The 24,618-nt window shown below is 67.3% G+C and carries 23 protein-coding genes; 12 read left to right on the forward strand and 11 right to left on the reverse strand.

Features of this window, described 5'->3' with window-relative positions; all coding sequences use genetic code 11:
- Positions 1–53 precede the first annotated feature (53 nt).
- The 8 genes from EL388_RS00920 to EL388_RS00955 all read left to right on the forward strand — a co-directional run bounded on the left by EL388_RS00920 (position 54) and on the right by EL388_RS00955 (position 8,275).
- Positions 54–2,147: a TonB-dependent copper receptor gene (locus tag EL388_RS00920; protein WP_197721805.1), complete on the forward strand. Its 2,094-nt coding sequence runs from the start codon at positions 54–56 to the stop codon at positions 2,145–2,147.
- Positions 2,148–2,272: 125 nt separating this feature from the next.
- Entirely contained in the window at positions 2,273–4,345 is a 2,073-nt protein-coding gene (locus EL388_RS00925) for a TonB-dependent receptor (protein WP_126458275.1), read from the forward strand.
- A gap of 10 nt (positions 4,346–4,355) precedes the next feature.
- On the forward strand, positions 4,356–5,183 hold the full coding sequence (locus EL388_RS00930; protein ID WP_126458278.1) for a hypothetical protein: 828 nt from the start codon (positions 4,356–4,358) through the stop codon (positions 5,181–5,183).
- A complete protein-coding gene (locus EL388_RS00935) occupies positions 5,176–6,228 on the forward strand; it encodes a 4Fe-4S binding protein (protein ID WP_126458281.1) in 1,053 nt (350 codons plus the stop codon). The genes EL388_RS00930 and EL388_RS00935 overlap by 8 nt, the downstream gene beginning before the upstream one ends.
- Complete coding sequence (locus EL388_RS00940) at positions 6,221–6,844, forward strand: urease accessory protein UreH domain-containing protein (protein WP_126458284.1); 624 nt, start codon at positions 6,221–6,223, stop codon at positions 6,842–6,844. The genes EL388_RS00935 and EL388_RS00940 overlap by 8 nt, the downstream gene beginning before the upstream one ends.
- Positions 6,845–7,279: a TonB-system energizer ExbB gene (gene exbB / locus EL388_RS00945; protein ID WP_126458287.1), complete on the forward strand. Its 435-nt coding sequence runs from the start codon at positions 6,845–6,847 to the stop codon at positions 7,277–7,279. It abuts the gene before it with no gap.
- Positions 7,272–7,640: a biopolymer transporter ExbD gene (locus EL388_RS00950; protein WP_126458290.1), complete on the forward strand. Its 369-nt coding sequence runs from the start codon at positions 7,272–7,274 to the stop codon at positions 7,638–7,640. Before exbB ends, EL388_RS00950 begins: the two co-directional genes overlap by 8 nt.
- Positions 7,637–8,275: a TonB family protein gene (locus EL388_RS00955; protein ID WP_165919086.1), complete on the forward strand. Its 639-nt coding sequence runs from the start codon at positions 7,637–7,639 to the stop codon at positions 8,273–8,275. Before EL388_RS00950 ends, EL388_RS00955 begins: the two co-directional genes overlap by 4 nt.
- A gap of 5 nt (positions 8,276–8,280) precedes the next feature.
- Here EL388_RS00955 and tsaC read toward each other — a convergent pair whose 3' ends face one another.
- The 5 genes from tsaC to dusB all read right to left on the reverse strand — a co-directional run bounded on the left by tsaC (position 8,281) and on the right by dusB (position 13,157).
- Positions 8,281–8,835 carry an L-threonylcarbamoyladenylate synthase type 1 TsaC gene (tsaC, locus tag EL388_RS00960; protein WP_232019145.1) on the reverse strand — a complete coding sequence of 185 codons (555 nt, stop codon included), beginning with the start codon at positions 8,833–8,835 and terminating at the stop codon, positions 8,281–8,283.
- A gap of 8 nt (positions 8,836–8,843) precedes the next feature.
- Positions 8,844–10,133: a phosphoribosylamine--glycine ligase gene (gene purD, locus EL388_RS00965; RefSeq protein ID WP_126458296.1), complete on the reverse strand. Its 1,290-nt coding sequence runs from the start codon at positions 10,131–10,133 to the stop codon at positions 8,844–8,846.
- A 77-nt stretch (positions 10,134–10,210) separates the two neighbouring features.
- Positions 10,211–11,764, reverse strand: a complete 1,554-nt coding sequence (gene purH / locus EL388_RS00970; RefSeq protein WP_126458299.1) for a bifunctional phosphoribosylaminoimidazolecarboxamide formyltransferase/IMP cyclohydrolase — start codon at positions 11,762–11,764, stop codon at positions 10,211–10,213.
- Between the two features lie 102 nt (positions 11,765–11,866).
- Complete coding sequence (locus EL388_RS00975; RefSeq protein ID WP_126458302.1) at positions 11,867–12,109, reverse strand: helix-turn-helix domain-containing protein; 243 nt, start codon at positions 12,107–12,109, stop codon at positions 11,867–11,869.
- Between the two features lie 22 nt (positions 12,110–12,131).
- Positions 12,132–13,157 carry a tRNA dihydrouridine synthase DusB gene (dusB, locus tag EL388_RS00980; RefSeq protein WP_126458305.1) on the reverse strand — a complete coding sequence of 342 codons (1,026 nt, stop codon included), beginning with the start codon at positions 13,155–13,157 and terminating at the stop codon, positions 12,132–12,134.
- A gap of 120 nt (positions 13,158–13,277) precedes the next feature.
- Here dusB and lnt point away from each other — a divergent pair, with 120 nt between their 5' ends.
- From lnt to selD, 3 genes are read left to right on the forward strand one after another with little or no spacing between them, the layout of a single operon-like run.
- Positions 13,278–14,732, forward strand: coding sequence for an apolipoprotein N-acyltransferase (gene lnt / locus EL388_RS00985; protein WP_126463955.1), 1,455 nt, complete (start codon positions 13,278–13,280; stop codon positions 14,730–14,732).
- A 6-nt stretch (positions 14,733–14,738) separates the two neighbouring features.
- Positions 14,739–15,686 (forward strand): selenoneine biosynthesis selenosugar synthase SenB, encoded by a 948-nt coding sequence (gene senB / locus EL388_RS00990; protein WP_126458308.1) that lies wholly within the window; start codon positions 14,739–14,741, stop codon positions 15,684–15,686.
- A complete protein-coding gene (gene selD / locus EL388_RS00995; RefSeq protein ID WP_126458311.1) occupies positions 15,683–16,753 on the forward strand; it encodes a selenide, water dikinase SelD in 1,071 nt (356 codons plus the stop codon). The genes senB and selD overlap by 4 nt, the downstream gene beginning before the upstream one ends.
- 39 nt (positions 16,754–16,792) lie before the next feature.
- Here selD and rsfS read toward each other — a convergent pair whose 3' ends face one another.
- Genes rsfS through leuS form a run of 6 tightly spaced genes read right to left on the reverse strand, consistent with a single transcriptional unit; the run spans position 16,793 to position 23,378 of the window.
- Complete coding sequence (gene rsfS, locus EL388_RS01000) at positions 16,793–17,140, reverse strand: ribosome silencing factor (protein WP_126458314.1); 348 nt, start codon at positions 17,138–17,140, stop codon at positions 16,793–16,795.
- Between the two features lie 6 nt (positions 17,141–17,146).
- Positions 17,147–17,797 carry a nicotinate-nucleotide adenylyltransferase gene (nadD, locus tag EL388_RS01005; protein ID WP_126458317.1) on the reverse strand — a complete coding sequence of 217 codons (651 nt, stop codon included), beginning with the start codon at positions 17,795–17,797 and terminating at the stop codon, positions 17,147–17,149.
- A 1-nt stretch (position 17,798) separates the two neighbouring features.
- Positions 17,799–19,055, reverse strand: coding sequence for a glutamate-5-semialdehyde dehydrogenase (locus tag EL388_RS01010; protein ID WP_126458320.1), 1,257 nt, complete (start codon positions 19,053–19,055; stop codon positions 17,799–17,801).
- The gene (gene holA, locus EL388_RS01015; RefSeq protein ID WP_232019146.1) at positions 19,055–20,089 is read right to left on the reverse strand and encodes a DNA polymerase III subunit delta; all 1,035 of its coding nucleotides are present in this window, start codon (positions 20,087–20,089) and stop codon (positions 19,055–19,057) included. The genes EL388_RS01010 and holA overlap by 1 nt, the downstream gene beginning before the upstream one ends.
- Positions 20,089–20,592 (reverse strand): LPS-assembly lipoprotein LptE, encoded by a 504-nt coding sequence (locus EL388_RS01020; RefSeq protein ID WP_165919087.1) that lies wholly within the window; start codon positions 20,590–20,592, stop codon positions 20,089–20,091. The genes holA and EL388_RS01020 overlap by 1 nt, the downstream gene beginning before the upstream one ends.
- A gap of 11 nt (positions 20,593–20,603) precedes the next feature.
- A complete protein-coding gene (gene leuS, locus EL388_RS01025; RefSeq protein WP_126458329.1) occupies positions 20,604–23,378 on the reverse strand; it encodes a leucine--tRNA ligase in 2,775 nt (924 codons plus the stop codon).
- Between the two features lie 132 nt (positions 23,379–23,510).
- Between leuS and EL388_RS01030 the strand changes: the two genes are divergently transcribed.
- A complete protein-coding gene (locus EL388_RS01030; protein WP_126458332.1) occupies positions 23,511–24,404 on the forward strand; it encodes a phosphoribulokinase in 894 nt (297 codons plus the stop codon).
- Positions 24,405–24,618: the final 214 nt, after the last annotated feature.

Consider the following 24,618-nt stretch of genomic DNA (forward strand, 5'->3'; position numbering starts at 1 on the left):
CCGGGCCGGCGCGGCAATTTGTCACATTCCGCAGACCAGTGTCGGTAATTAACATGGCGGCCTTTCCAAACCTTGGCCTGTCTGCCATTCCGACCATGCATCCTTATCGCCTGCATCCCTTAAGCTGTCTCGTTCTCGCTTCCCTTGCCGCCCCGGCCCTGGCAGAAGACGCCAATCTGCTGGGCGAGGTGGTGGTCACCGCACCGCGCATGGCTGAACCGCTCACCGTCAGCCTCGACCCCCGCGCCCCGCAGCAGCCGGTGCCGGCCAACGACGGCGCGGCCTTCCTCAAGAACATCCCGGGTTTCAGCATGATCCGCAAGGCCGGCACCGACGGCGACCCGGTGCTGCGCGGTCTGGCCGGCTCGCGCCTGAACGTGCTGCTCGACGGCGCCGATTTCCACGGCGGCTGCGGCATGCGCATGGACCCGCCGACCGCCTATGTCTTCCCCGAGGCCTTCGACCAGGTCACGGTGATCAAGGGCCCGCAGACCGTGCTGCACGGCAACGGCAACAGCGCCGGCGTGGTGTTGTTCGAGCGGGCGCCGCAGCCGGCGCCGGGCGTGACCGGCTTCGCCAGCCTGATGGCCGGCAGCTGGGGCCGGCTGGACGCCGTGGCCAACGCCGCTGCGGCGGGTGACAAGGCCTATGTCGAGGCGACCGCCAGCCACGCCGAATCCGACGACTACGAGGACGGCGCCGGCAGGAGTGTGCACTCCTTCTACCAGCGCCAGAGCCTGAACGCGCGCGCCGGCTGGCGGCCGGAGCGCGACACCCGGCTCGAGTTCTCCGCCACCGGCAGCCGGGCCGAGGCGGCCTATGCCGACCGCAGCATGGATGGCGTCAAGTTCGACCGCGAGGGCTACGGCGTCAAATTCGAGCGCGGCAATCTCGGTCCGCTGCTGCAGGCGGTGAAGGCGCAGGTCAATTACAACTACATCGACCACGTGATGGACAACTACAGCCTGCGCACGCCTCCCACCGGCGTTAATCCCAATTTCTTCAAGGTCAACAACCCCGACCGGGAAACCCAAAGCGCGCGCGTCTCCGCCGACCTGGCCTTGTCGGACAAGACGCGGCTGACCCTGGGGGCGGATTGGCAAACCAACGAGCACACCCTGCGCAAGATCGAGAACGCGACCACGGCGGCGGCGGCGGATGCCTACAAGAGCCTGCCCCGCATTCTCGACATGGCTACCGACACCTGGGGCCTGTTCGCCGAGTTGCGCCATGAGTTGACCGACGATAAGCGGCTGATCGGCGGCGTGCGTCTCGACGATTGGTCGGCAGACCGTTACCAGTACAGCACCTATGCCAGCACCTATATGGCCGGCGCCAGCGAGACGCTGAGGAGCGGCTTTTTGCGTTACGAGCAAAATCTCGCCGGCCGACCGGTCACCGCCTTCGTCGGCCTGGGCTACAGCGAGCGGCCGATGGATTACTGGGAGGCATCGACCTACAACGGCATCCTGGCCAGCGGCCAGCTCAAGCCGGAGAAGAACACCCAGCTCGATGCGGGCCTGATGTGGAAAACGGCCAAGCTGAGCGCTTCCGTTTCCGTTTTCTACAGCAAGGTGAACGATTACATCCTGACCTACTCGGGCGCCACGCTGCCGAGCGCGAGCGGCCGGGTGATGAACTGCGGGCCGCTGACCATGGGCAAATACAATTGCAGCGGCAACATCGACGCCACCCGCTACGGCGGCGAGGCCGACCTGGCCTGGCGCTTCGCCCCGGCCTGGACCCTGCGCGGCAGCCTGGCCTATGTCCACGGCGACAACGACACCAACGACGTCGCCCTGGCGCAGACCCCGCCGCTGGAAGGCCGGCTCGGCCTCGACTACACGACCGGGGCCTGGACCTTGGGCGGCGTGCTGCGCATGGTCGCCGAGCAGGATCGCTACGACATCAACTATGGCAATATCGTCGGCCAGGACTACGGCCGCACCGCCGGCTTCGCCACGCTCTCGCTCAACGCCGCCTACAAGGCGGGCAAGGGCCTGTTGTTCACGGCGGGTATCGACAACGTGTTCGACAAGAACTACGCCGAACACCTGGCGCGCGACAACAGCTTCGAGGCCGGCGCCAATACCCGGGTCAACGAGCCGGGCCGCTTCGTCTGGGCCAAGCTGAGCTACACCTACTGACCGGCCGCTGCGACAACGTGTCGCATTCCGGCGCGAGCCGACGCCGCTTAACATCGCCCCGCCCACCCTGCGGGGCTTTTTTATCCAACGACGTCGCGCGTTATTTCCTGGATCGAGATAACAACATGAAACCCGACATTCGTCTGAAACTGCTGCCGCTCCTTTGCCTGCAGGCCGCCGCCGGCTGGGCCGCCGCTGCCGAGCGCCTGGAGGAGGTCAGCGTCACCGCCACCCGCGAGGCGCGCGCCACCGCCGAGGTGCCCCAGGCAATCGCCGTGGTCGGCAAGGCCGAGCTGGAAGACAAAAAAATGTTCAACCTGAAAGAGGCCACCCAAGGCATCCCCGGTGTGCTGATCGACAGCAAAAACGGCGGCTTCGACGCCCGGCTCATCATCCGCGGTGCCGGCCTCAAGGCCGCCTACGGCATTCGCGAGATCATGGTGCTGCGCGATGGCGTGCCGCTGTCGGACCCCGACAGCTTCACCCGCCTGGATTTCATCGATACCCAGGACATCGAGCGCATCGAGATCGCCAAGGGCCCGGGCAACCTGTTCGCCGCCGGCAGCGTCGGCGGCGCCGTCCAGATCCTCTCGAAATCGGTGTTCGACGACGCGGCGAACAACCTCAAGCTGGGTGTGGGCAGCGAGGGCACGCAGAACTACCACCTGCGGTATGGCAAGACCGGCGGGCAACAGGCGCTGGCGCTGACGGCCACCCACCGCAAGATGGACAACGACTGGCGCTACTGGAACCAGTTCGACACCACCCAGACCTCGCTCAAGCACGGCCTGATGCTGGATGGCGGCACCCTGGAGAGCGAGGTCTCCTACGCCGAGGCCAATATGCAGCTGCCCGGCGCCATGAACCAGGCGCTTTACGAACAGTTCGTGCGCACCGGCGAGCAGACCGGCACCTCCGAGGCCTGGAAGCATTCCGGCCGCTACTCCAAGGTCTGGTTCCTCAACAGCAAGTACGAGAAGGAATTCGGCGACTTCACCTTCAAACCCAGGGTCTATTACAACACCTGGTACCACTATCACCCGGTCACCGGCATCATCAACGAGACCGAGGACTGGGTGTGGAACCTCGGCGCCGACATCGAAGGCCAGTGGCGGCACCGGGGTGGCAGCCTGGTCGGCGGCGTCACGCTGCGCCAGGAACGCACACCGGATGCGCGCAAGTACCAGTACCGCGACTACACCACCGGCTTCGGTGGCCGCATCACGGCCACCCTGTCCGACGCCAAGGGCGCGCTCGCCGAGATCGACGACGCCACCAGTCTGCTCACCGGCGTCTACCTCCAGGAATCCTGGCGGCCCACGGAACGTTGGATCGTCGATATCGGCCTGCGCTACGACGTGGTGCGGTTCGAGGACGACAACAATCAAATCTGGAAATACGACTACGTCAGCGGCAAGTATGTCGCCGGTGCGGGTATCACCCATTCGGAAAAAACCTTTCGCCTGCCGGCGCCCAAGCTCGCCGTCAGTTACCGGCTGAGCGACGGCTTGCATCTGTTCGGCATGGTCGCCCAGGCCGGCCAGATTCCCGCGCAAAGCGAGTTCTCCAGCAATCCGGCCTTGAATGCCCCGATCTCGCGCAACCACGAGCTCGGCCTCAAGGGCCGGGGCAAGGGCTGGCAGTTCGACGCCAGCGCCTACTACAACCCGGTCAAGAACGAGATCGTCCAGCAAAGCAACGGCGGCGTGACCAGCTACGTCAATGCGGGCAAGACCGACAAGCGGGGCATGGAACTGACGGGCAGCGTAGAACTGGGCAGGGGCTGGGAAGTCGGTGGCCACTATGGCTACGCCGACTACAGCTATGAAAGCTTCAACGAGGTCATCGGCGGCACCAACTATGACCGATCAGGCAAGCAGCTGCCCTTTGTGCCCAGGCATCAGTATGGCCTCTTCCTCGGCTGGAAACCGGCGAGCGGTTGGCGCCTGCGCCTGGCTTCCAATTCCTGGGGCGAATACTGGCTCGACAATGCCAATTCCCAGAAGTATGAGGGTTGGGAATGGATCACCAATTTGTCGGTGGCCTACGAAAGAGACGGGCACTCGCTCACCCTGAACCTCGACAACCTGTTCGACGAGCACTATGCGGCCGAGGTCAAGAAGGACACCACGGGCAAGGTAAGCTACACGGCGGCGGCGCCGCGTACGCTGATGCTGACCTACCGCTATGGCTTCTGAGGCGCGCGCCATGCTTCGTCCGACCCTGTTCTGGCTGGCCGCCGCACTGGCCACGGCGGTGCAAGCTGCTCAGCCGACCGCCGACTGCCGCCGCTTGGAAGCGCGCGCCTTCAGCAGCCTGCCGATGCTGGTGCCGGCCGGCCGCGGCGACCGCGGGCAGGCGCCTTACTGCCTGGCCAATCTGCATGCCGACACGGTCGCGGTGCACGCCGGGGCGGGCAGCCCCTGGACCGTGCCGGTGGCGCAGGGCGGTTTTGCCGTGGCCACCCGCAAGGCGGGCAACTACCACTGGCTGCAGGTGCGGCAGGAAACGCAGCAGGGCATCGTCAGCGCCAGCACGGTGCATTACTTCGCCAACCCCGGCCCGGCGCCGACGGCCATGTTGCTGGGCCCCAAGGCCGAGCTGGAGATCGTGCCCCAGCCGTTGCCGCGCGAGCACTGGCGTTACCGTGCCGGCGAGACTTGGGCGTTTTTGGTGCGCTTCAAGGGCCGCCCCCTGGCCGGCGCCAAGCTGCGTCTGGAGACCAGCGGCGGCACTCGGCAGGTATTCAGCGCCGACGGCCGGGGCGTGGTGCGGGTGACCTTCCCAGACGATATCGGAGCGGGGCAGAGCGGCCACGGCGCCGGCCACCATGGCGGCGAGCCGGAGAACCGTTTCGTCCTCGCCATCGGCCATACCGACGCGGCCGGGCATGATTACCTGAGCGCCTTCAATTACAAGTACGGCCAGGCCGACGCTGCCGGCAAGAGCCTGGGCGCCGGCCTGGGTTTTCTCCTGCTCGGTGGCACGCTCGGCCTGCCGCTGGTCCTTGGCAAACGGGGGAAGAAACATGGCTGAACCGTCACCGCGCTTCACCCTCGGTCGGCTGCGTCTGCTGGTCCAGCTGGCCATGCTGTTCGTCACCGTCTACGGTGGCAGCCTGGTCGGCTATTACGCGGCGGAGAAGCTCTCCAACGCCCTGCCCGCCCTGTCCTGCGCCTACGACAAGCAGGACGGCGCCTATTGCGTCCTGATCCCGACCCAGCACCAGCTGCACCACCGCATCGGCGAGGCCATCGCCCAGGCCGGCCACTTCGCGCTGTCGATGGCCCTGCCGCTGGCCTTCACTTTCCTGAGCTTCTATCTCTTCTTCATCTTCCTCAACAAGGCCTTCTGCGGCTGGGTCTGCCCCCTGGGCACGGTACAGGAGCTGCTCTACCGATTCGGCCGCCTGCTCAAACGACCGTTCCGCGGCCTGTCGGAGCAGGCGGCCCTGCGCCTGCGGCCGGTGAAGTGGGCCATGCTGCTGGTGCTGGTCATGGCCCTGCCGCTGCTGGCCGGTCTGGGCGTGACCCCGCATGTCACCGGCGACGCCTTCTGTCAGGTCTGTCCCTCGCGCATCGCCACCACGCTGCTCACCGCCGATGCCAGCCAACTGGCCATCGACGAGCGCGGCTGGCTGGAATTCGGCTTCGGCGCGCTGGCCAACACCCTGTTCGGTTTCGTCGTCATCGCCGCCCTGGCGGTGCGTCAGCCGTTCTGCCGGATCTGCCCGCTGCTGGCGCTCAACGCCGCCTTCCAGCGGCTGTCGCCCATGCGGCTGGTGAAGCGGCAGCATGCCAAGTGCGACAAGTGCGGTATCTGCCGTCAGGCCTGCCCGATGGACATCCCGGAGATTCACCGTGCCCACGGCGCCAAGGCCTTCAGCGAGGATTGCACCTTGTGCGGCCGCTGCGCGGAATTCTGTCCGGACGACGATGTGATTCAGATCAAGCTGGGGCCGCTCGCCCTGTTTCGCTCGCGCCGCGACTACTACAAGACCAGGCTGAAGCGGGAGAGCCCGCAGGGCGAGCTCAAGGTCGTCCGCTGGTTCGCCAAGCCGGCCGGAGACCGGCGTGCCTGAGCTGGGCGAACTGGGGGGCATCTGGCTGCTTGGCCTCTCCCTGGGGCTGACCGCCTGCACCGTCACCTGCCTGCCCTTCATGGGCACCTGGGTGCTGGCCCGCGAGCGCGGCGCGGTCTGGGCCGACACCTTCGCCTTCCTGGCCGGCCGCATCGCCGCCTACGCCGGGCTGGGCCTGGCGGCAGGCCTGGCCGGGGCCTGGCTGGCGGCCACGCTCAAAGCCGGGGTCGGTCATCTGGCCATCGGCCTGGCCAGCGGCGCCGCCGGCCTTTGGCTGTTGGCCGAGACGGGGCATCGGCCCTGCGCTGTGCAACGGCGGGCCGCGCAGTTATCGCCCTTTGCCCTGGGCTTTTCCCTGAGCCTGGTGCCCTGCGCCCCGCTCGCCTCGCTGCTGGCCTTCGCGGCGCAGACCGGCTCGGCTCCGGCCGGCGCCGCCTACGGCCTGGTCTTCGGCCTGGGCGCGGCGGCGACGCCGCTTTTGCTGGTGCTGCCCCTGCTCGGGCGCCTCGGCCAGCGCCTGCGCGCGGAACGGGCCTGGCTCGGCATCTGGTTGCGCCGCGCTGCCGGGCTGGTGCTGGTGGTTTTGGGCGTGTATCGCCTTCGATTGGGGTTCTGAATGGATGGACTGAATCAACTGGTGGAATGGGGCGTCATCGGCCTGCTCTTCGCCCTCTCGGTGTGGGCGCTGGCGGTGGCGCTGGAACGCTTCGCCTTCTATCGCCGGCTCCAGCCGGCCGACTACGCCACGCGGGTGGAACTGGAAGTGGCGCTGACCCGGCGCCTCACCGTGATCGGCACGGTGGCGGCCAATGCGCCCTACATCGGCCTGCTCGGCACCGTGCTCGGCATCATGCTCACCTTCCAGAGCATGGGCGCCAGCGGCGACATGGACGTGAAGAGCATCATGACCGGCCTGGCCCTGGCCCTGAAGGCCACCGCCATGGGCCTTCTGGTCGCGATCCCCTGCGTGGCGCTGAACAACGCTTTGCGCCGCCGGGTGCGCGAGCGGCTGGCCGAATTCGACGCCGCCAAGGAGCGCGCGGGTGGATGAGGATATCGACGGCATCAACGTCGTGCCTCTGGTCGATGTGATGCTGGTGCTGCTCACCATCGTGCTGACCACGGCCACCTTCATCGTCACCGGCCGCATCCCGGTCGACCTGGCCGAGGCCAGGCACGCCGGCAGCGCGCTCGAACGGCCGGTGGTGGTGACCCTGACCCTGCACAAGGCGATCTACGTTAACGAGCGGCCGGTGAATGATCTCGCCGCGGCCCTGGCCCCGGTCGGCCGTGCCACCCCTATCGTGGTGCGGGCCGACGGCGGCCTGGAATTGCGCGCCTTCGTCGAATTGGCCGACCGCATCAAGGGCATGGGTTTCGATCAGGTCGCCCTGGAGGTCCGCCGCTTGTGAAGGCCTGGGCCGCCTCCCTCGCCCTGCATGGCGTGGCGGTCGGTGCGGCGGCCCTGCTCTGGCTGGAGCGCAGCCCCGAGACGCCGAGCGCGCCGCCGCTACGCTGGCAGGTATCGTTCGCCAGCGCACCGGCCGAAGCGCCGCCGCCGGCCACGCCGCCCCGACCGGCGCCGCCGCCCGAGTCTGGCAGCGCCGGGCTGACGCCGCCTGAAGCGGTGCCGCCGTCGTTACCGACCCGGCTGGCTGCGGCGCCGATCGTCGCGGTGCCCGCAGCGGCCACGGTGGCCGAACCGGCGCCTGCCGTTGCAGCCGCACCCAGCCAGACGGCGACAGAGGCCGCGGCCGCAGCGGAGCGCCGCTGGCAAGCGGCCCTGGCGGAAAAGCTGCGCCTGCTGAAGCGCTACCCCCTGGCCGCCCGCCGCCTGGGGCAGGAGGGCGTGGTGGTGCTCAGCGCGGCGGTGACGGCCGACGGCCGGCTGGAGTCGGTGGCGGTCAAGCAGGGCCCGGGTTATCCCCTGCTCGAACGCGATGCCTTGAGCCTGTTGCAGGCGGCAGCGGCAGCGGTTCGCGCCGAAATGCAGCCGGAGCGACCCACCCGTTTGGAGATCCCCGTCGCCTACCGGCTGGAAGGTTGACGCGCTCAGGCGCGCAGCACGCCGCCGCTGGCGGGGTCGATGATGGTCGAGGGGCGACGGCGCCGGCCGATGCGCCCGGGCAGCACCCAGACTTTGCTGCCGAATTCGCGCCGGCAGGCGCGCGCCGTCTTCAGCGCCGGTCGGCCGGCGCGGTTGGCGCTGGTGGAGACCAGGGCCATGCCCAGTGCCCGGCACAGGCGGGCCGCGCCGGGATGGGCGGTGACCCGCACCGCCAGCTTGGTGTGCTCGCCGGTCAGCCATTTCGGGCAGCGCCTGGCGGCCGGCAGCAGCAGGGTATAGGGGCCGGGCCAGTAGTCCTTGAAGCGGGCGGCCAGATCGGGCGCGACCGGCGCCAGATAGCGGCGGAACTGGCTGAAGTCGGAGCCGATCAGGATCAGGCCCTTGCTCTGCGGCCGGCCCTTGAGGCGCAGGATTTTTTGCACCGCCTTGCGCTTGCGCGGATCGCAGCCGAGCCCGTAGCAGGACTCGGTGGCGTAGGCGATGACACCGCCCCTTTGCAGGTGGCGGCGGATGGCGGCGATGTCAGTCAGCGGGGGCACTGCCAGGTTCACTTCGACTTGTTGCCGCCGCGCTTGGCGAGGGCGCGGTGGCCGATGTCGCGCCGCATCTGGCAGCCGTCGAAGCGGATCTGTTCGGCCACCTCATAGGCGCGCATCTGCGCCTGCCTCACCGTGTCGCCCAGGGCGGTGACGCAGAGCACGCGACCGCCGGCGGTGACGACCTTGTTGTCCTTGAATGCGGTGCCGGCATGGAACACGTGGTAGTCCTCGCCGGCTGCGGGCAGGCCGCTGATGACATCGCCTTTCTTCGGGTTGTCGGGATAGCCGGCGGCGGCGAGCACCACGCCCAGGGCGTAGCGGCGGTCCCACACGGCCTCGATCTGGTCGAGCCGGCCGTCGAGGGCGGCCTCCAGGATCTGGGTGAAGTCGGTCTTCAGGCGCATCATGATCGGCTGGGTCTCCGGGTCGCCCATGCGGCAGTTGAACTCCAGCACCTTCGGCGTGCCTTGCGCGTCGATCATCAGGCCGGCATAGAGGAAGCCGGTGAAGACGCTGCCTTCGGCCTTCATGCCGGCCACCACCGGCCGGATCACCTCGCGCAGCACGCGGGCGTGCAGGTCCGGGGTGACGATGGGCGCCGGCGAATAGGCGCCCATGCCGCCGGTGTTGGGGCCCATATCGCCATCGAGCAGGCGCTTGTGGTCCTGGCTGGTGGCCAGGGGCAGCACGTGCTCGCCGTCGACCATGACGATGAAGCTGGCCTCTTCACCCTGCAGGCATTCCTCGATCACCACGCGGTGGCCGGCCTGGCCCAGGCTGTTGCCGGCGAGCATGGCGTCCACCGCGGCGTGGGCTTCGCTCAGGGTTTGCGCCACCACCACGCCCTTGCCCGCAGCCAGGCCGTCGGCCTTGATCACGATGGGCGCGCCCTCACGCTCGATGTAGGCATGGGCCGCCGCGGCGTCGGTGAAGGTCTGGTATTTCGCGGTGGGGATGCCGTGCCGGACCATGAAGGCCTTGGCGAAGTCCTTCGAGCTTTCCAGTTGGGCGGCCGCCCGGGTCGGGCCGAAGATCTTGAGGCCCTTGGCGCGGAAGGCATCGACGATGCCGGCGGCGAGCGGCGCCTCGGGGCCGACCACGGTGAAGGCAATGTCTTCCTTCTGGCAGAAGGCGATCAGGGCATCGAAGTCGCTCAGGGCGAGGTTCTCGACGCCTTCCTCGAGGGCGGTGCCGCCGTTGCCCGGCGCGACATAGACCTTCTGCACGCGCGGGCTCTGCTTCAGACGCCAGGCCAGGGCGTGCTCGCGGCCGCCGGAACCGATAACCAGAATCTTCATTTCATTCAGAGTGAGGAGTTAGGGGTTAGGAGTGAGGAAGCAAAGCGCGGATTTTACTCCTCACGCCTCACGCCCTACTAGTGTCTAAAGTGGCGCATGCCGGTGAAGACCATGGCCATGCCGTGCGCGTCGGCGGCGGCGATCACTTCCTCGTCGCGCAGCGAGCCGCCGGGCTGGATCACGGCCTTGATGCCGGCCTCCCCGGCGTTGTCGATGCCGTCGCGGAAGGGGAAGAAGGCGTCCGAGGCCATGACCGAACCTTCGACCGCGAGGCCGGCGTGCTCGGCCTTGATCGCGGCGATGCGGGCGGAGTTGACCCGGCTCATCTGGCCGGCGCCGACGCCGATGGTCATCTTCTCCTTCGCATAAACGATCGCGTTGGATTTGACGAACTTGGCCACCTGCCAGGCAAACAGGAGATCGGCCATCTCCTGCTCGGTCGGGGCGCGCCGGGTCACCACCTTGAGTTCGTTGTACAGCGTAAGGTCGGCCTCCTGCACCAGCAGGCCGCCGGTGACCCGCTTGTAGTCCAGGCGTGCGCCGGGCTGGGCCGGCCACTGGCCACACTCGAGCACGCGCACGTTCTTCTTGGCAGCGGCGATCGCCACCGCCTCGGCGGCGACCTTGGGTGCAATGATGACCTCGACGAACTGGCGCTCGACGATGGCCTTCATGGTCTCGGCGTCGAGCTCGCCATTGAAGGCGATGATGCCGCCGAAGGCCGACTCGGGATCGGTGGCGTAGGCGCGGTCATAGGCTTCCAGCAGCGTCCTGCCATAGGCCACGCCGCAGGGGTTGGCATGCTTGACGATGACGCAGGCCGGCGCCTCATTGAACTGCTTGACGCATTCCAGCGCGGCATCGGCATCGCCGATGTTGTTGTAGGAGAGTTCCTTGCCTTGCAGTTGCTTGGCGGTGGCGATGCTGGCCTCTTTGCTGCCTACCTCGACATAGAAGGCGGCGTTCTGGTGCGGGTTCTCGCCGTAGCGCATGCCCTGCGCCTTCTTGAACTGCAGGTTCACTGTGCGCGGGAATTCGGACTGCTCGACCATCTTGCCGAAATGGTTGGCGATGGCGCCGTCGTAGGCGGCGGTGTGCTCGAAGGCCTTGATCGCCAGGGAGAAGCGGGTGGCGTCGGACACCGCGCCGCCGCCCGCGCGCATCTCGGCAACCACGGTCGCATAGTCGGCCGGATCGGTGACGATGGTGACGAAGGCGTGGTTCTTCGCCGCCGAGCGCACCATGGCCGGGCCGCCGATGTCGATGTTCTCGATGGCGTCTTCCAGGGTGCAGCCGGGCTTCGACACGGTCTCAACGAAGGGGTAGAGGTTGACGCAGACCAGGTCGATGTTGCCGATGTTGTTGCGGTTCATCGCCGCCACGTGCTCGGGCAGGTCGCGCCGGCCGAGGATGCCGCCGTGGATCTTGGGATGCAGGGTCTTGACCCGGCCGTCGAGCATCTCGGGAAAACCGGTGTAGTCGGCCACCTCGATCACCGGGATGCCGGCCTCGCGGATGGCCTTGGCGGTGCCGCCGGTGGACAGCAGTTCGACGCCTTGTTCGTGCAGGGCGCGGGCGAAATCGATGAGGCCGGTCTTGTCGGAAACGGAAAGCAGGGCGCGTCTAATCATGATCGTAAGGAGTGAGGAGTAAGGAGTGAGGCGTGAGGAGTGAGGCGTGAAGAGCCGGCGGCGTGCCCGCCTCACTCCTCACGCCTCACGCCTAACGCCTCACTACTTTATGTCGTGCTGTTGCATCTTCTTGCGCAGCGTGTTGCGGTTGATGCCGAGCATCTCGGCGGCGCGGCTCTGGTTGCCGCCGGCCTTGTCCAGCACCACCTCGATACAGGGTTTTTCGGCGCAGAGCATCACCATGTCGTAGACGTTGCTGGCGGCCTCGCCGTCGAGGTCGCGGAAATACTGATTGAGCACTCGGCGCACGCAGGCGGCCAGTTCGCTTTCGTTCTTCAGTGACATCATCTTCCCTAAATGTGTTGTGTTAGGCCGCTTCCAGTTCGGCGGCTTGTGTTTCCGTGTAGATCAGGCGGCGGCCGCGCTCGGCCGTGCGCTGGAAGAACTCGTTGACCGCGGCCAGCTGCTCGCGGGTGGTCTCCAGCTGGTTCATGGCATGGCGGAAGCTGGCCGAGTCGGCCAGGCCCTTGGTGTACCAGGCGATGTGCTTGCGCGCCATACGCAGACCAGTGATCTCGCCATAAAAGCTGTAGAGGTCGTCGAGATGCTCCAGGAGCAGCTGGTGGATCTCGCTCACCTCGGGCGCGGGCATGACCTCGCCGGTTTTCAGAAAGTGTTCGATCTCGCGGAAGATCCAGGGCCGGCCCTGGGCGGCACGACCGATCATCACGGCATCGGCGCCGGTGTAGTCGAGCACGTATTTCGCCTTCTGCGGCGTCGTGATATCGCCGTTGGCGATGATCGGAATCCGCGCCTCGGCCTTGACCGCGCGGATGGTGTCGTACTCCGCCTCGCCGGTGTAGCCGCAGGCGCGGGTGCGGCCGTGCATGGCCAGGGCCTGGACGCCGGATTCCTGGGCGATGCGCAGGATGGAGAGCGCGTTGCGGTTGGCCCTGTCCCAGCCGGTGCGGATCTTCAGGGTCACCGGCACTTCGGGCACGGCCTCGACCACCGCCTCGAGGATGCGGCCGACCAGCGGTTCGTCCTTGAGCAGGGCCGAGCCGGCCATGACGTTGCACACCTTCTTGGCCGGGCAGCCCATGTTGATGTCGATGATCTGGGCGCCGCGGTCGACGTTGTGCCGGGCGGCCTCGGCCATCATCGCCGGCTCGGCGCCGGCGATCTGGACGCTGATGGGCTCCACCTCGCCGTCGTGGTTGGCCCGACGCTGGGTCTTGGCCGAGCCGTAGAGCAGCGAATTCGAGGTCACCATCTCCGACACCGCCATGCCCGCGCCCAGGCGCTTGCACAGCTGGCGGAACGGCCGGTCGGTCACGCCCGCCATGGGCGCGACGACCAGATTGTTCTTGAGCTGATGGGGCCCGATGCGCATTGAAATTTTGTGCCGGATGGGGTCTTGAAGGGGGGACGAATTGTACCCCAAAGCCTTACACTTGCATCTCTTTTAATCACGGTCAAAACACATACAAGAATCGTGCCGCGCCTCCCCGCATTGAATTCCTTGATCCTGCCCCTCGCCCTCGGCGCCTTGGCTGTCGCAGGTTTCGCGCCCTGGGGCTGGTTCCCTCTGCCGATCCTTGCCCTGGCTGTTTTGTACCACCTCGCTCGCACCGAGGCGGTGCGCGCTGCCGCATTCAAGGGCTTCGCCTTCGGGCTTGGCTATTTCGGCGGCGGGGTCTCCTGGGTCTACGTCAGCCTGCACGATTTCGGCATGATGCCGCTGCCCCTGGCGGTGCTGGCGACGGCCTTGTTCTGCGCCTTTCTCGCCCTGTTCCCTGCCGCGGCCCTGGCGCTCACCGCGCGCCTGGGCGGCCTGCGGACCTGGCGGGCGCTCACTGTCGCGCCGGCCCTGTGGCTGTTGAACGAGTGGCTGCGCGGCTGGCTCTTCACCGGCTTTCCCTGGCTCGCCCTCGGTTATTCGCAGGTGCCGCTAAGCCCCTTGGCCGGCTATGCGCCCATCATCGGCACTTATGGCGTTTCGGGCCTGGTCGCGCTGACGGCGGCGGCCTTGGCCCTGCGCCGTGGCTGGCCCCTGCTGCTGGCGGCCGGCCTCTGGCTCGGCGGCTGGGGGCTGCAGCAAATCGATTGGACCCGGCCGGTCGGCGCGCCGGTCACGGTGAGCCTGGTGCAAGGCAATGTGGCGCAGGAGATGAAGTTCCGGCCGGAGCGGGCCGTGCAGACCCTGCAGGACTATCTGCGGCTGAGCCAGTCGAGCAACGCGAAACTCATCGTGTTGCCGGAGACCGCCCTGCCCATGTTCCTCGACGACGCGCCGCCGGCCTATCTGGAACTGCTGCATTGGCACGCCCGCAGCATGGGTGGCGACCTCCTGCTCGGCGTGCCCGAGCGCCTGGCCGACGGCCGCTATTTCAACAGCGTGATCTCGCTCGGCGTCTCGCCTCGGCAGACCTATCGCAAGCAGCACCTGGTGCCCTTCGGCGAATTCGTGCCCTGGGGTTTCGGCTGGGTCGTCGATTATCTGCACATCCCCTTGTCCGACTTCTCGCGCGGCGACAAGGTGCAGCCGCCGCTGGCCGTGGCCGGCCAGCAGGTGGCGGTGAACATCTGCTACGAGGACGCCTTCGGCGAGGAGGTGATCCGCGCCCTGCCGGCGGCCAGCCTGCTGGTCAACGTCAGCAACGACGCCTGGTTCGGCGACTCCTTCTCGCCCTGGCAACATCTGCAGCTCGCGCAGATGCGGGCGCTGGAGACCGGCCGGCCCATGCTGCGGGCCAACAATACCGGCATCACCGCCATCATCGACGCCAAAGGCCGGGTCAGCGCGCAACTGCAACCCTTCGTCCAGGGCGTGCTGCACGGCCGGACCCAGGGGCATCAGGGGCTGACCCCCTACGCCCGTTTCGGCAACGGGCCGGCGCTGCTGCTTGCCGTGCTCGGCTTGCTGACGGCAAAGCTGCGGCCGCGCGGCCGCCAGCTGTTCAACTGATTCGCCATGCGCATCGCCCTGATCACGCCCTATCTGCCTGCCGCCCGCAACGGCAACGCCCACACCGCCGTGCGCTGGGCCCGCTGCCTGCGCGCGGCTGGCCATCGGGTACGCCTGGCGCTCGAATGGGACGGGCGCGCGGCCGACCTGATGGTCGCCCTGCACGCCCGGCGCAGCGCCGCGAGCATCCGGCGCTTTGCCGAGGCATACCCGGATCGGCCGCTGATCGTGCTGCTCACCGGCACCGATCTCTACCGCGACATCCAGGTGGATATCCCGGCGCAAGCCTCGCTGCGCCTGGCGACGCGCCTGGTCGTGCTGCAGGAGCGCGGCCTCGACGAGTTGGCGCCCGGGCTGCAAGCCAAGGCCCGGGTGATCTACCAGTCGGCGCCGCGGTTGCAACCCGCGCCGCGCGCCAAGCGCCATTTCGAGGTCGGCGTCGTCGCCCACCTGCGCGAGGAGAAGGACCCGCTGCGCGCCGCTCATGCCGCCGCCCGGCTGCCGGCCGACTCGCGCATCCGCGTGCGCCACGTCGGCCAGGCGCTCGGCCCGGAGTGGGCGGCGCAGGCCGAGCAGTGCGCGCAAGCCATCCCGCGCTGGCACTGGCTCGGACCGCGTAGCCACGGCGAGACCCGCCGCCTGATCGCCCGCAGCCATCTGCTGGTCAACAGCTCGCGCATGGAAGGCGGCGCCTTCGTCCTGATCGAGGCGATCACGGCCGGGGTGCCGGTGCTGGCCACGCGCATCCCCGGCAATGTCGGCATGCTCGGGGTAGACTATGCGGGCTATTTCCCAGTGGGGGACACAGCGGCCCTGGCGGCGCTGATGCGCCGGGCCGAGACCGAGCCGGACTTCTATGCCCGGCTGCAACAACAATGCGCGGCGCGTGCGCCGCTGTTCGAGCCGGCGCGGGAATGCGCCGAGATCGAACGACTGATCGACGAGGTCACATGACAGAGACAAACAAGGAAACCATCCGACTGACCCAGTTTTCCCACGGCGGCGGCTGCGGCTGCAAGATCGCGCCCGCCGTGCTGGAGAAGATCCTGGCCGACACGCCGTTCGCTACCCATGTGGCGGCCGCCTTCCCCGACCTCATGGTCGGCATCGAGCACGGCGACGACGCCGCGGTGTACAAGCTGAACGAGCAGCAGGCCGTGGTGGCGACCACCGACTTCTTCATGCCCATCGTCGACGACCCCTACGAGTTCGGCCGCATCGCCGCGACCAACGCCCTGTCCGACGTCTACTCCATGGGTGGCCGGCCGATCATGGCCCTGGCCATCGTCGGCATGCCGGTGGACAAGCTGCCGCACGAGGTGATCCGCCAGATCCTGGCCGGTGGCGAGGCGGTGGCCCGCGCGGCCGGCATCCCCATCGCCGGCGGCCATTCCATCGATGCGCCCGAGCCGATCTACGGCCTGGTCGGCATCGGCGTGGTCGATCCCAAGCGGGTCAAACGCAATGCCGACGGCGAGGTGGGTGATGTGCTGGTCCTCGGCAAGGGGCTGGGCGTCGGCATCTACAGCGCGGCGCTGAAGAAGGGGGCGCTGTCACCGGCCGGCTACGAGGCGATGATCGATTCCACCACCCAGCTCAACACCGCCGGCGCCGAGCTGGCGCTGATCGACGGCGTGCACGCCATGACCGACGTGACGGGCTTCGGCCTGCTCGGCCACGGCCTGGAGATCACCCGGGCTTCGCAAGTCGATGCCCGCATTGAGTTTTCCAAGCTGCCCGTGCTGCCCGGTGCTGCCGCGCTGGCCCAGGCCGGCCATGTCACCGGCGCCAGTCTGCGCAACTGGGCCGGCTACGGCCACGAGGTCGAACTGTTCGACGGCATCGCCGATTGGCAGCGCGCCATCCTCACCGATCCGCAAACCAGCGGCGGCCTGCTGGTGTCCTGCACCGAGGCGGCGGTCGAGCAGGTGATGGCGGTGTTCCGCAGGCAGGGCTTCGCCCGGGCCGCGGTGATCGGCCGTCTGGATGTCGGAACGGGGAAAGTGGTGGTGACGGCGTAAGGCTTGGCGGTCATTCCTGCGGTGCAGGAATGACCGCTATCAGGCTGCCGCGTTGCGCGCCTTCTGGGCGGCGCCCCAGAGTTCTTCCAGGTTGTAATACGCCCGCACCGTCGGGTGCATGACATGGACGATGACGCTGCCGGCATCGACCAGCACCCAGTCGTCGCCGGATTCGCCCTCGGTGCCGAGGATATCGATCCCGGCTTCCTTCAGCTTGTCGCGCACGTTATCGGCCAGGGCCTTGACCTGGCGGTTGGAGTCGCCGCTGGCGATGATCATGCGCTCGAACAGGGGCGAGAGGTGGGCGACATCCATGACGGTGATGTCCTTGCCCTTGATGTCTTCGAGAGCGGCGACGGCGATTTTGACGATTTGTTCGATATCCATTGCTTCTTACTGATAGAGATGATGGTGTTGGATGTAGTGGTGCACGGCTTCGGGCACCAGGTAGCGGATGCTCCGGCCGGCCTTGAGCCGGCTGCGGATGCCGCTGGATGAGATGTCCATCTGGGTGACGGCCTGCAGCCAGATGCGGCCGGCCGGGCGGTCGGCAAACTCCCGTGCATCGTTGCTGCGGCGCATGAGCAGCTGGGTCATCAGCGCCGGGGCGATGCGGTCGAGCCAGGTCTCGGGCGGAAAGCCGGGGCGGTGGGCGATGGCGAGATGGGCCAGGTCGAACAGGCGCTGCCACTCGTGCCAGCCATCCAGGCCCATGAAGGCGTCGCCGCCGACGAACAGCACCAGGGGTTGTTCCTGGCCGAGTTCGGCGCGCAAGGCGGTGAGGGTATCGACCATGTAGCAGGGTTCGGTCTTGTGGATCTCGTGCTCGTCGAGCACGAAGCGCGGGTTGCCGGCGATGGCCAGGCTGGCCATCGCCAGGCGATCGGCCGAGGAGGCCAGGGCGGGCGTGCGGTGCGGCGGCATGCCGGTGGGCAGGATGCGCACCTCGTCGATGTCCAGTGCTTCGGCCAGGTCCTCGGCCAGACGCAGGTGGCCGAGGTGGATGGGGTCGAAGGTGCCGCCGAGGATGCCGATGGGTTTCAACTTAGCCTCGGGTGTGCCCGTCGCCGAGCACGATCCACTTCTGGCTGGTCAGGCCTTCCAGGCCGACCGGGCCGCGGGCGTGGATCTTGTCGGTGGAGATGCCGATCTCGGCGCCCAGGCCGTATTCGAAGCCGTCGGCGAAGCGGGTCGAGGCATTGACCATGACCGAGCTGGAGTCGACCTCGCGCAGGAAGCGGCGGGCGCGCGTGTAGTCCTCGGTCACGATGCTGTCGGTGTGCTGCGAGCCGTAGGTGTTGATGTGGGCGATGGCGGCGTCCATGTCGGCGACGACGCGGATGGCGATGATCGGGGCCAGATATTCCTCCGCCCAGTCCGCCTCGGTCGCGGTCTTCATGTCGGGCACGATGGCGCGGCTCTTGTCGCAGCCGCGCATCTCGACCCCCTTCGTCCGGTAGATCTCGGCAATTCGGGGCAGCGCTTCGCGCGCCACGGCCTCGGCCACCAGCAGGGTCTCCATGGTGTTGCAGGTGCCGTAGCGGCTGGTCTTGGCGTTGTCGGCGATCTTCACCGCCTTGGCCAGATCGGCGCGGTCGTCGACGTAGACATGGCAGACACCGTGCAGGTGCTTGATCACGGGGATGCGCGCCTCGTTCATCAGGCGCTCGATCAGGCCCTTGCCGCCGCGCGGCACGATGACATCGACATAGTCCCGCATGGTGATCAGCTCGCCCACGGCGGCGCGGTCGGTGGTTCCGATCACCTGTACCGCGGTGTCGGGCAGGCCGGCGCTGGCCAGGCCTTCCTTGACGCAGGCGGCGATGGCCTGGTTGGAATGGATGGCCTCGGAACCGCCGCGCAGGATGGCGGCATTGCCCGACTTCAGGCACAGGCCGGCGGCATCGGCGGTGACGTTGGGCCGTGCCTCGTAGATGATGCCGATCACGCCCAGGGGCACGCGCATCTTGCCGACCTGAATGCCGGAGGGCCGGTATTTCAGATCGTCGATCTCGCCCACCGGGTCGGGCAGCGCCGCGATCTGGCGCAGGCCCTCGGCCATGGCGGCGACGGTCTTCTCGGTCAGCTGCAGGCGATCGAGCAGGGCTGTGTCGTAGCCGGCGCTGCGCGCGTGTGCCATGTCCTGGGCGTTGGCGGCCAGGAGTTTGGCGGCATCGCGCTCGATCGCCTCGGCCATCTTGAGCAGGGCCAGGTTCTTCTGGTTGGTGTCGGCCCGGGCCACCGCGCGCGAGGCCTCGCGTGCCTGGCGGCCCAAAGTCTGCATGTATTGCTTCACGTCCATCAAATTACCTCGGCAATTAGCGGCACTGTGCGCTGACCCATCAGCGACAGTCCCAGTTGTTTCATCAGTTCCCAGGCATCCTCGCGCAAGAGGCCCTTGGCGGCGCGGTCGATCAGGCCGACCTGGCGCAGGGCCTGGCTTAGCTGCGCCAGGTTCACTTGCTTCAGGGCGCGGCCGACCAGGGGCTGCCGGCTTTCCCAGATGCGCAGCTCGGCATACATGCCGGCCAGCGATTCGCCCCGGGCTTGGCCGCTGGCCAGACGGTACAGGTTGCGGATCTCGTTGGCCAGCATCCACACCGCCAGGGGCGGCGCCTCGCCCTCGGCCTTGAGGCCGTCGAGGATGCGGCAGTAACGGGTCGCATCGCCCTTGAGCAGGGCCTCGGGCAGGTCGCTGGCGTCATAGCGGGCGACATCCACGACCGCCTCGCGCGCTTGCTCGAGCTTGACCGGGCCGGGTGGCAGCAGCAGGGCCAGCTTCTCCACTTCCTGATGGGCGGCGAGCAGGTTGCCCTCCACCCGGGCGGCCAGCCAGGCCAGGGTCTCGCGCTCGGCCTTGAGGCCGTGGCGACCCAGGCGTTCGCCGATCCAGGCCGGCAGTTGTTCCAGCGTCGGCGGCTGCACCGTCACCAGTGCGCCGGCGGCCTCCAGCGCCTTGAACCACTTGGCGTTCTGCCCGGCGCGGTCGAGGCGGGGCAAGAGCACGAGCAGCCAGGTGTCGGCCGGCGGGCGGGCCGCCCAGGCCTCCAGGGTCTTGCCGCCCTCGACCCCGGGCTTGCCGGTGGGCAGGCGCAACTCGATCAGGCGCCGTTCGGCGAACAGCGAGAGCGAATCGAAGCTCGCCAGCCATTCCGCCCACTTGAAACCGGTCTCGGCCTGAAACGCCTGGCGTTCGGCGACGCCCGCCTCGCGCAAGGCGTGGCGGATCAGGGCGGCGGCCTCCTCGACCAGCAGCGGCTCGTCGCCGCTGACCACGTAGACCGGAACCGGCCCCTTCTTCAGCGCGGCAGCAAGCTGCTCGGGCCGCAGCTTCATTATGGCGCTTTGGCCACCCCGCCGGCCTTGGCGAAGCGCAGCCGGATCAGGATGGTGCGCAGGGCGTCCTGCTCCATGTTCTGGAACAGGGTGCCTTCCTCGTTTTCCTTGGCCAGGATCTGGGCGTCGCTATAGGTGAAGTCGCGCACCATCATAATCTCGGACTCGGGCAGCAACTCGTTGCCTTCGGCGTCGAGCGCCGACAGAGTCACCTTGTATTCCAGGCGGTATTCCGCCACCCGGCCGGCGCCGCTCAGGCTCAAGATGCTCTTGCCGCGGGTCGGGTTGGTGAGCTTGATGGTGACCTCGGCCTCTTCCCGCTTGGTCGCCAGGGTTTTGTTCGAGGCGCGCAGGCTGCGCTTGAGCTGCTCGGTCAGGCTGTTGCTCGGAGCGTCGATATAGGCCGAGGCGAAGGGCAGTTCCACCTGGCCGCGCAACTTGAAGCCGCAGCCGGCCAGCAGCACGGCCGCCAGGATGAACGAGAGCAGGGTGTTCAAGCGCACGAGTCTTCCTTTCAGACGACGATGTTGACCAGACGGCCGGGCACCACCACCACTTTCTTGGCTGGTTTGCCTTCCATATGCTTCTGCGCCTCGGGGCTGGCGAGCGCCGCGGCCTCGATCGCCTCCTTGGCGGTGCCGACCGCCACGGTTAGCTTGCCGCGCAGCTTGCCGTTCACTTGCAGCACCAGCTCGATCGCGTTCTGAACCAGGGCTGAGCTGTCGGCGCTGGGCCAGGCGGCCTGGGTGAAGGCGAAGCCGGGCTTCAATTCCGCGAGCAGGGCCTGGCAGATGTGCGGCACCATGGGCGCGAGCATCAGGGCCACGGCCTCCAGCGCCTCTTGGCGCAGGCTGCGGGTGACCGCATCGTCGCCTTCCAGCTTGGCCAAGGCGTTCATCAGCTCCATCACCGCGGCGATGGCCGTGTTGAACTGCTGGCGGCGCTCGATGTCGTCGCTCACCTTCTGGATGGTCTGGTGCAGCTGGCGGCGCAAGGCCCGCTGGGCGCTGCTCAACTCCCCGCCACTATAAGCGGCGACGGCGCCCGACGCCACATGGTCGTGCACCGCCTTCCACAGGCGCTTGAGGAAGCGGTGGGCGCCCTCGACGCCGGCATCCGACCACTCCAGGCTCTGCTCGGGCGGGGCGGCGAACATCATGAACAGGCGGGCGGTGTCGGCGCCGTACTGGTCGATCAGGGCCTGGGGATCGACGCCGTTGTTCTTCGACTTCGACATCTTCTCGATGCCGCCGATGATCACCGGCTGGCCATCGCTCTTCAGCCTGGCGGCGACGATGTGGCCCTTGGCGTCGCGCTCCACCTCGACCTCGGCCGGGTTGTGCCACTGCTTCTTGCCGTCGGCCCCCTCGCGGTAATAGGTCTCGGCCACCACCATGCCCTGGGTGAGCAGGTTGGCGAAGGGCTCGTCAATCGCTTTGGGCTTGGCCTTCGCTCCCTCTCCCTCCGGGAGAGGGTTGGGCTGAGGGCTGTCGGCGCCACGACGCACATGCTCCGCCCCAAACAACCCCACGTCCCGCATCAGCTTGTGGAAGAAACGGGCGTACAAGAGATGCAGGATGGCGTGCTCGATGCCGCCGATGTACTGGTCCACCGGCAGCCAGTGCTTGGCGCGGCCGTCGAGCATGGCCTGGTCGTTGTCCGGGCAGGCATAGCGGGCGTAGTACCAGGACGACTCGACGAAGGTGTCCATGGTGTCGGTCTCGCGCTCGGCCGCACCGCCGCACTTGGGGCAGGCGCAGCGCGACCACTCGGGCATCTTCTTCAGGGGCGAGCCGACGTCGATCACCACGTCCTCCGGCAGCACCACGGGCAGCTGGTCCTCGGGCACCGGCACGTCGCCGCAGGTCGGGCAGTGGACGATGGGGATGGGGCAACCCCAGTAGCGCTGGCGCGAGATGCCCCAGTCGCGCAGGCGATAGGTGATGCGCTTCTCGCCCAGGTTCAGGCTTTTCAGCACCAGGGCGATCTTCTCGATGGCGTCCTGCGAGCTGCGGCCGGAGAAGTCGCCGGAGTCGAACAGGGTGCCGTACTCAAGGTACGGCAAATGAGGCGTGAGGGGTGAGGCGTCAGGCGTAGAGGTGTTTTCCGCCTCACTCCTCACGCCTTTCTCCTCACTGGGCCGGATCACGGCCTTGATCGGCAGGCCATACTTCTTCGCGAAGGCAAAGTCGCGCTCGTCGTGGGCCGGCACCGCCATCACCGCGCCTTCGCCGTAGCCCATCAGCACATAGTTGGCGACCCACACCGGCACCGGCTGGTGGGTGAAGGGGTGATAGACCTTGAGCCCGGTGTCCATGCCCTTCTTTTCCATGGTGGCCAGATCGGCCTCGGCCACGCTGCCCTGCTTGCACTCGGCGATGAAGGCGGCGAGCTGCGGGTTGTCGGCGGCGGCCTGCTGCGCCAGCGGGTGCTCGGCGGCCACGGCGACATAGGTGACGCCGAACAGGGTGTCGGCCCGGGTGGTGAAGACCTTTAGGACTTCACGGGCGCTGTCGGCCCTCTCTCCTGACTCTCCCCCGCCTGCGGGGGAGAGGGACGCGCTGGCCTGCGGCCCTGGCTTTAACGGGAAGTGGATCTCGACGCCGAAGCTCTTGCCGATCCAGTTGCGCTGCATGGTCTTCACCCGCTCCGGCCAGCCGGGCAGGTGGTCGAGTTCGGAGAGCAGCTCTTCCGCGTAGTCGGTGATGCGGAAGAAATACATGGGGATGTCGCGCTTTTCGACCAGGGCGCCCGAACGCCAGCCGCGGCCGTCGATGACCTGCTCGTTGGCCAGCACGGTGTGGTCCACCGGGTCCCAGTTCACGGTGGCCAGCTTTTTGTAGATCAGACCCTTCTCGAACAGCTTCACGAACAGCCACTGCTCCCAGCGGTAATAGTCGGGCTTGCAGGTGGCCAGCTCGCGCGACCAGTCGATGGCCAGGCCGAGCGATTTGAGCTGCTTGCGCATGTAATCGATGTTGGCGTAGGTCCAGGCCGCGGGCGCGACCTTGTTGGCCATGGCCGCGTTCTCGGCCGGCAGGCCGAAGGCGTCCCAGCCCATCGGCTGCAGCACGTTGTAGCCCTTCATGCGGTGATAGCGGGCCAGCACGTCGCCGATGGTGTAGTTGCGCACGTGGCCCATGTGCAGCTTGCCCGAGGGGTAGGGAAACATGGACAGGCAGTAGTACTTGGGGCGGCTGTCGTCTTCGACGGCGCGGAAGGCCTGTTCGGCCTCCCACTGTTTTTGTGCTTCCGGTTCAATGAGTTCCGGGCGGTAATTGGCGTCCATGGTGATCGCTGTCGGGCTGAATGGCTTGAATAAACAAGCAATTATACCAGCCGGCGGGGTGACAGGCGGGCCGGCCGGCGTTTATACTCCGCGGTTCAGAATTATCCATCCTCCCCTCATCTGGAGAGCATTATGTCCAAGAAGCACCCCGTCGTGGTCGTGACCGGTTCTTCCGGCGCCGGCACCACCACCGTCAAGCGCGCCTTCGAGCACATCTTCCGGCGCGAGCACCTGACCGCCGCCATCGTCGAGGGCGACAGTTTCCACAGCCTGGGCCGGGTCGAGTTCAAGGCCGCCATGCAAAAGGCCGAGGCTGAGGGCAACAAGCACTTCTCTCATTTCGGTCCCGAGGCCAACGACTTCGAGGCCCTGGCCAACCTGTTCAAGACCTACGGCGAGACCGGTGGCGGCAAGCGCCGCTACTACATCCACAGCGATGAAGAGGCGGCCGAGCACAACGCCAAGCTGGGCACCAGCCTGAAGCCGGGTGAGTTCACCCCCTGGCAGGACCTGCCCACCCCGACCGACCTCCTGTTCTACGAAGGCCTGCACGGCCTGGTGGTGACCGACAAGGTCGACATGGCCCAGTACGTGGATCTGGCCGTGGGTGTGGTGCCCGTGGTCAACCTGGAGTGGATCCAGAAGATTCACCGCGACGCGGCCGAGCGCGGTTATTCGGCCGAGGTGATCGTCGACACCATCCTGCGCCGGATGCCCGACTATGTGAACTACATCACGCCGCAGTTCTCCCGCACCCATGTCAACTTCCAGCGGGTGCCGACGGTGGACACCTCCAACCCCTTCATCGCGCGCGACATCCCGACCCCGGACGAGAGCTTCGTCATCATCCGCTTCGCCGATCCCAAGGGCGTGGACTTCCCCTATCTGCTCAACATGATCCACGACTCCTTCATGTCGCGGCCGAACAACCTGGTGGTGCCCGGCGGCAAGATGGGCTTCGCCATGGAGGTCATCCTCGGCCCGATGATCGAGGAGATGGTGGAGAAGAGCAAAAAGGCCAAGTAAGCCGTTTTGCCTGACTGAAAAAGCCGCTCTTCGGAGCGGCTTTTTCATTTGCCCAAACAATCTGAACCAGCATGGGGCGCGGCGAACTGTTTTGGTGCGCCCTGCCGCCGCCGCGACGAGCGGCCCCCGATAAAACAAGGACTTCCCGCCTGGCATGGCGATTGCTAAATGAAACCTGCTGGCCCATGGCCGGCTAATCAGCGACTTGGACAAA

It is taken from the genome of Sulfuritortus calidifontis, assembly GCF_003967275.1.
Classification (GTDB): domain Bacteria; phylum Pseudomonadota; class Gammaproteobacteria; order Burkholderiales; family Thiobacillaceae; genus Sulfuritortus; species Sulfuritortus calidifontis.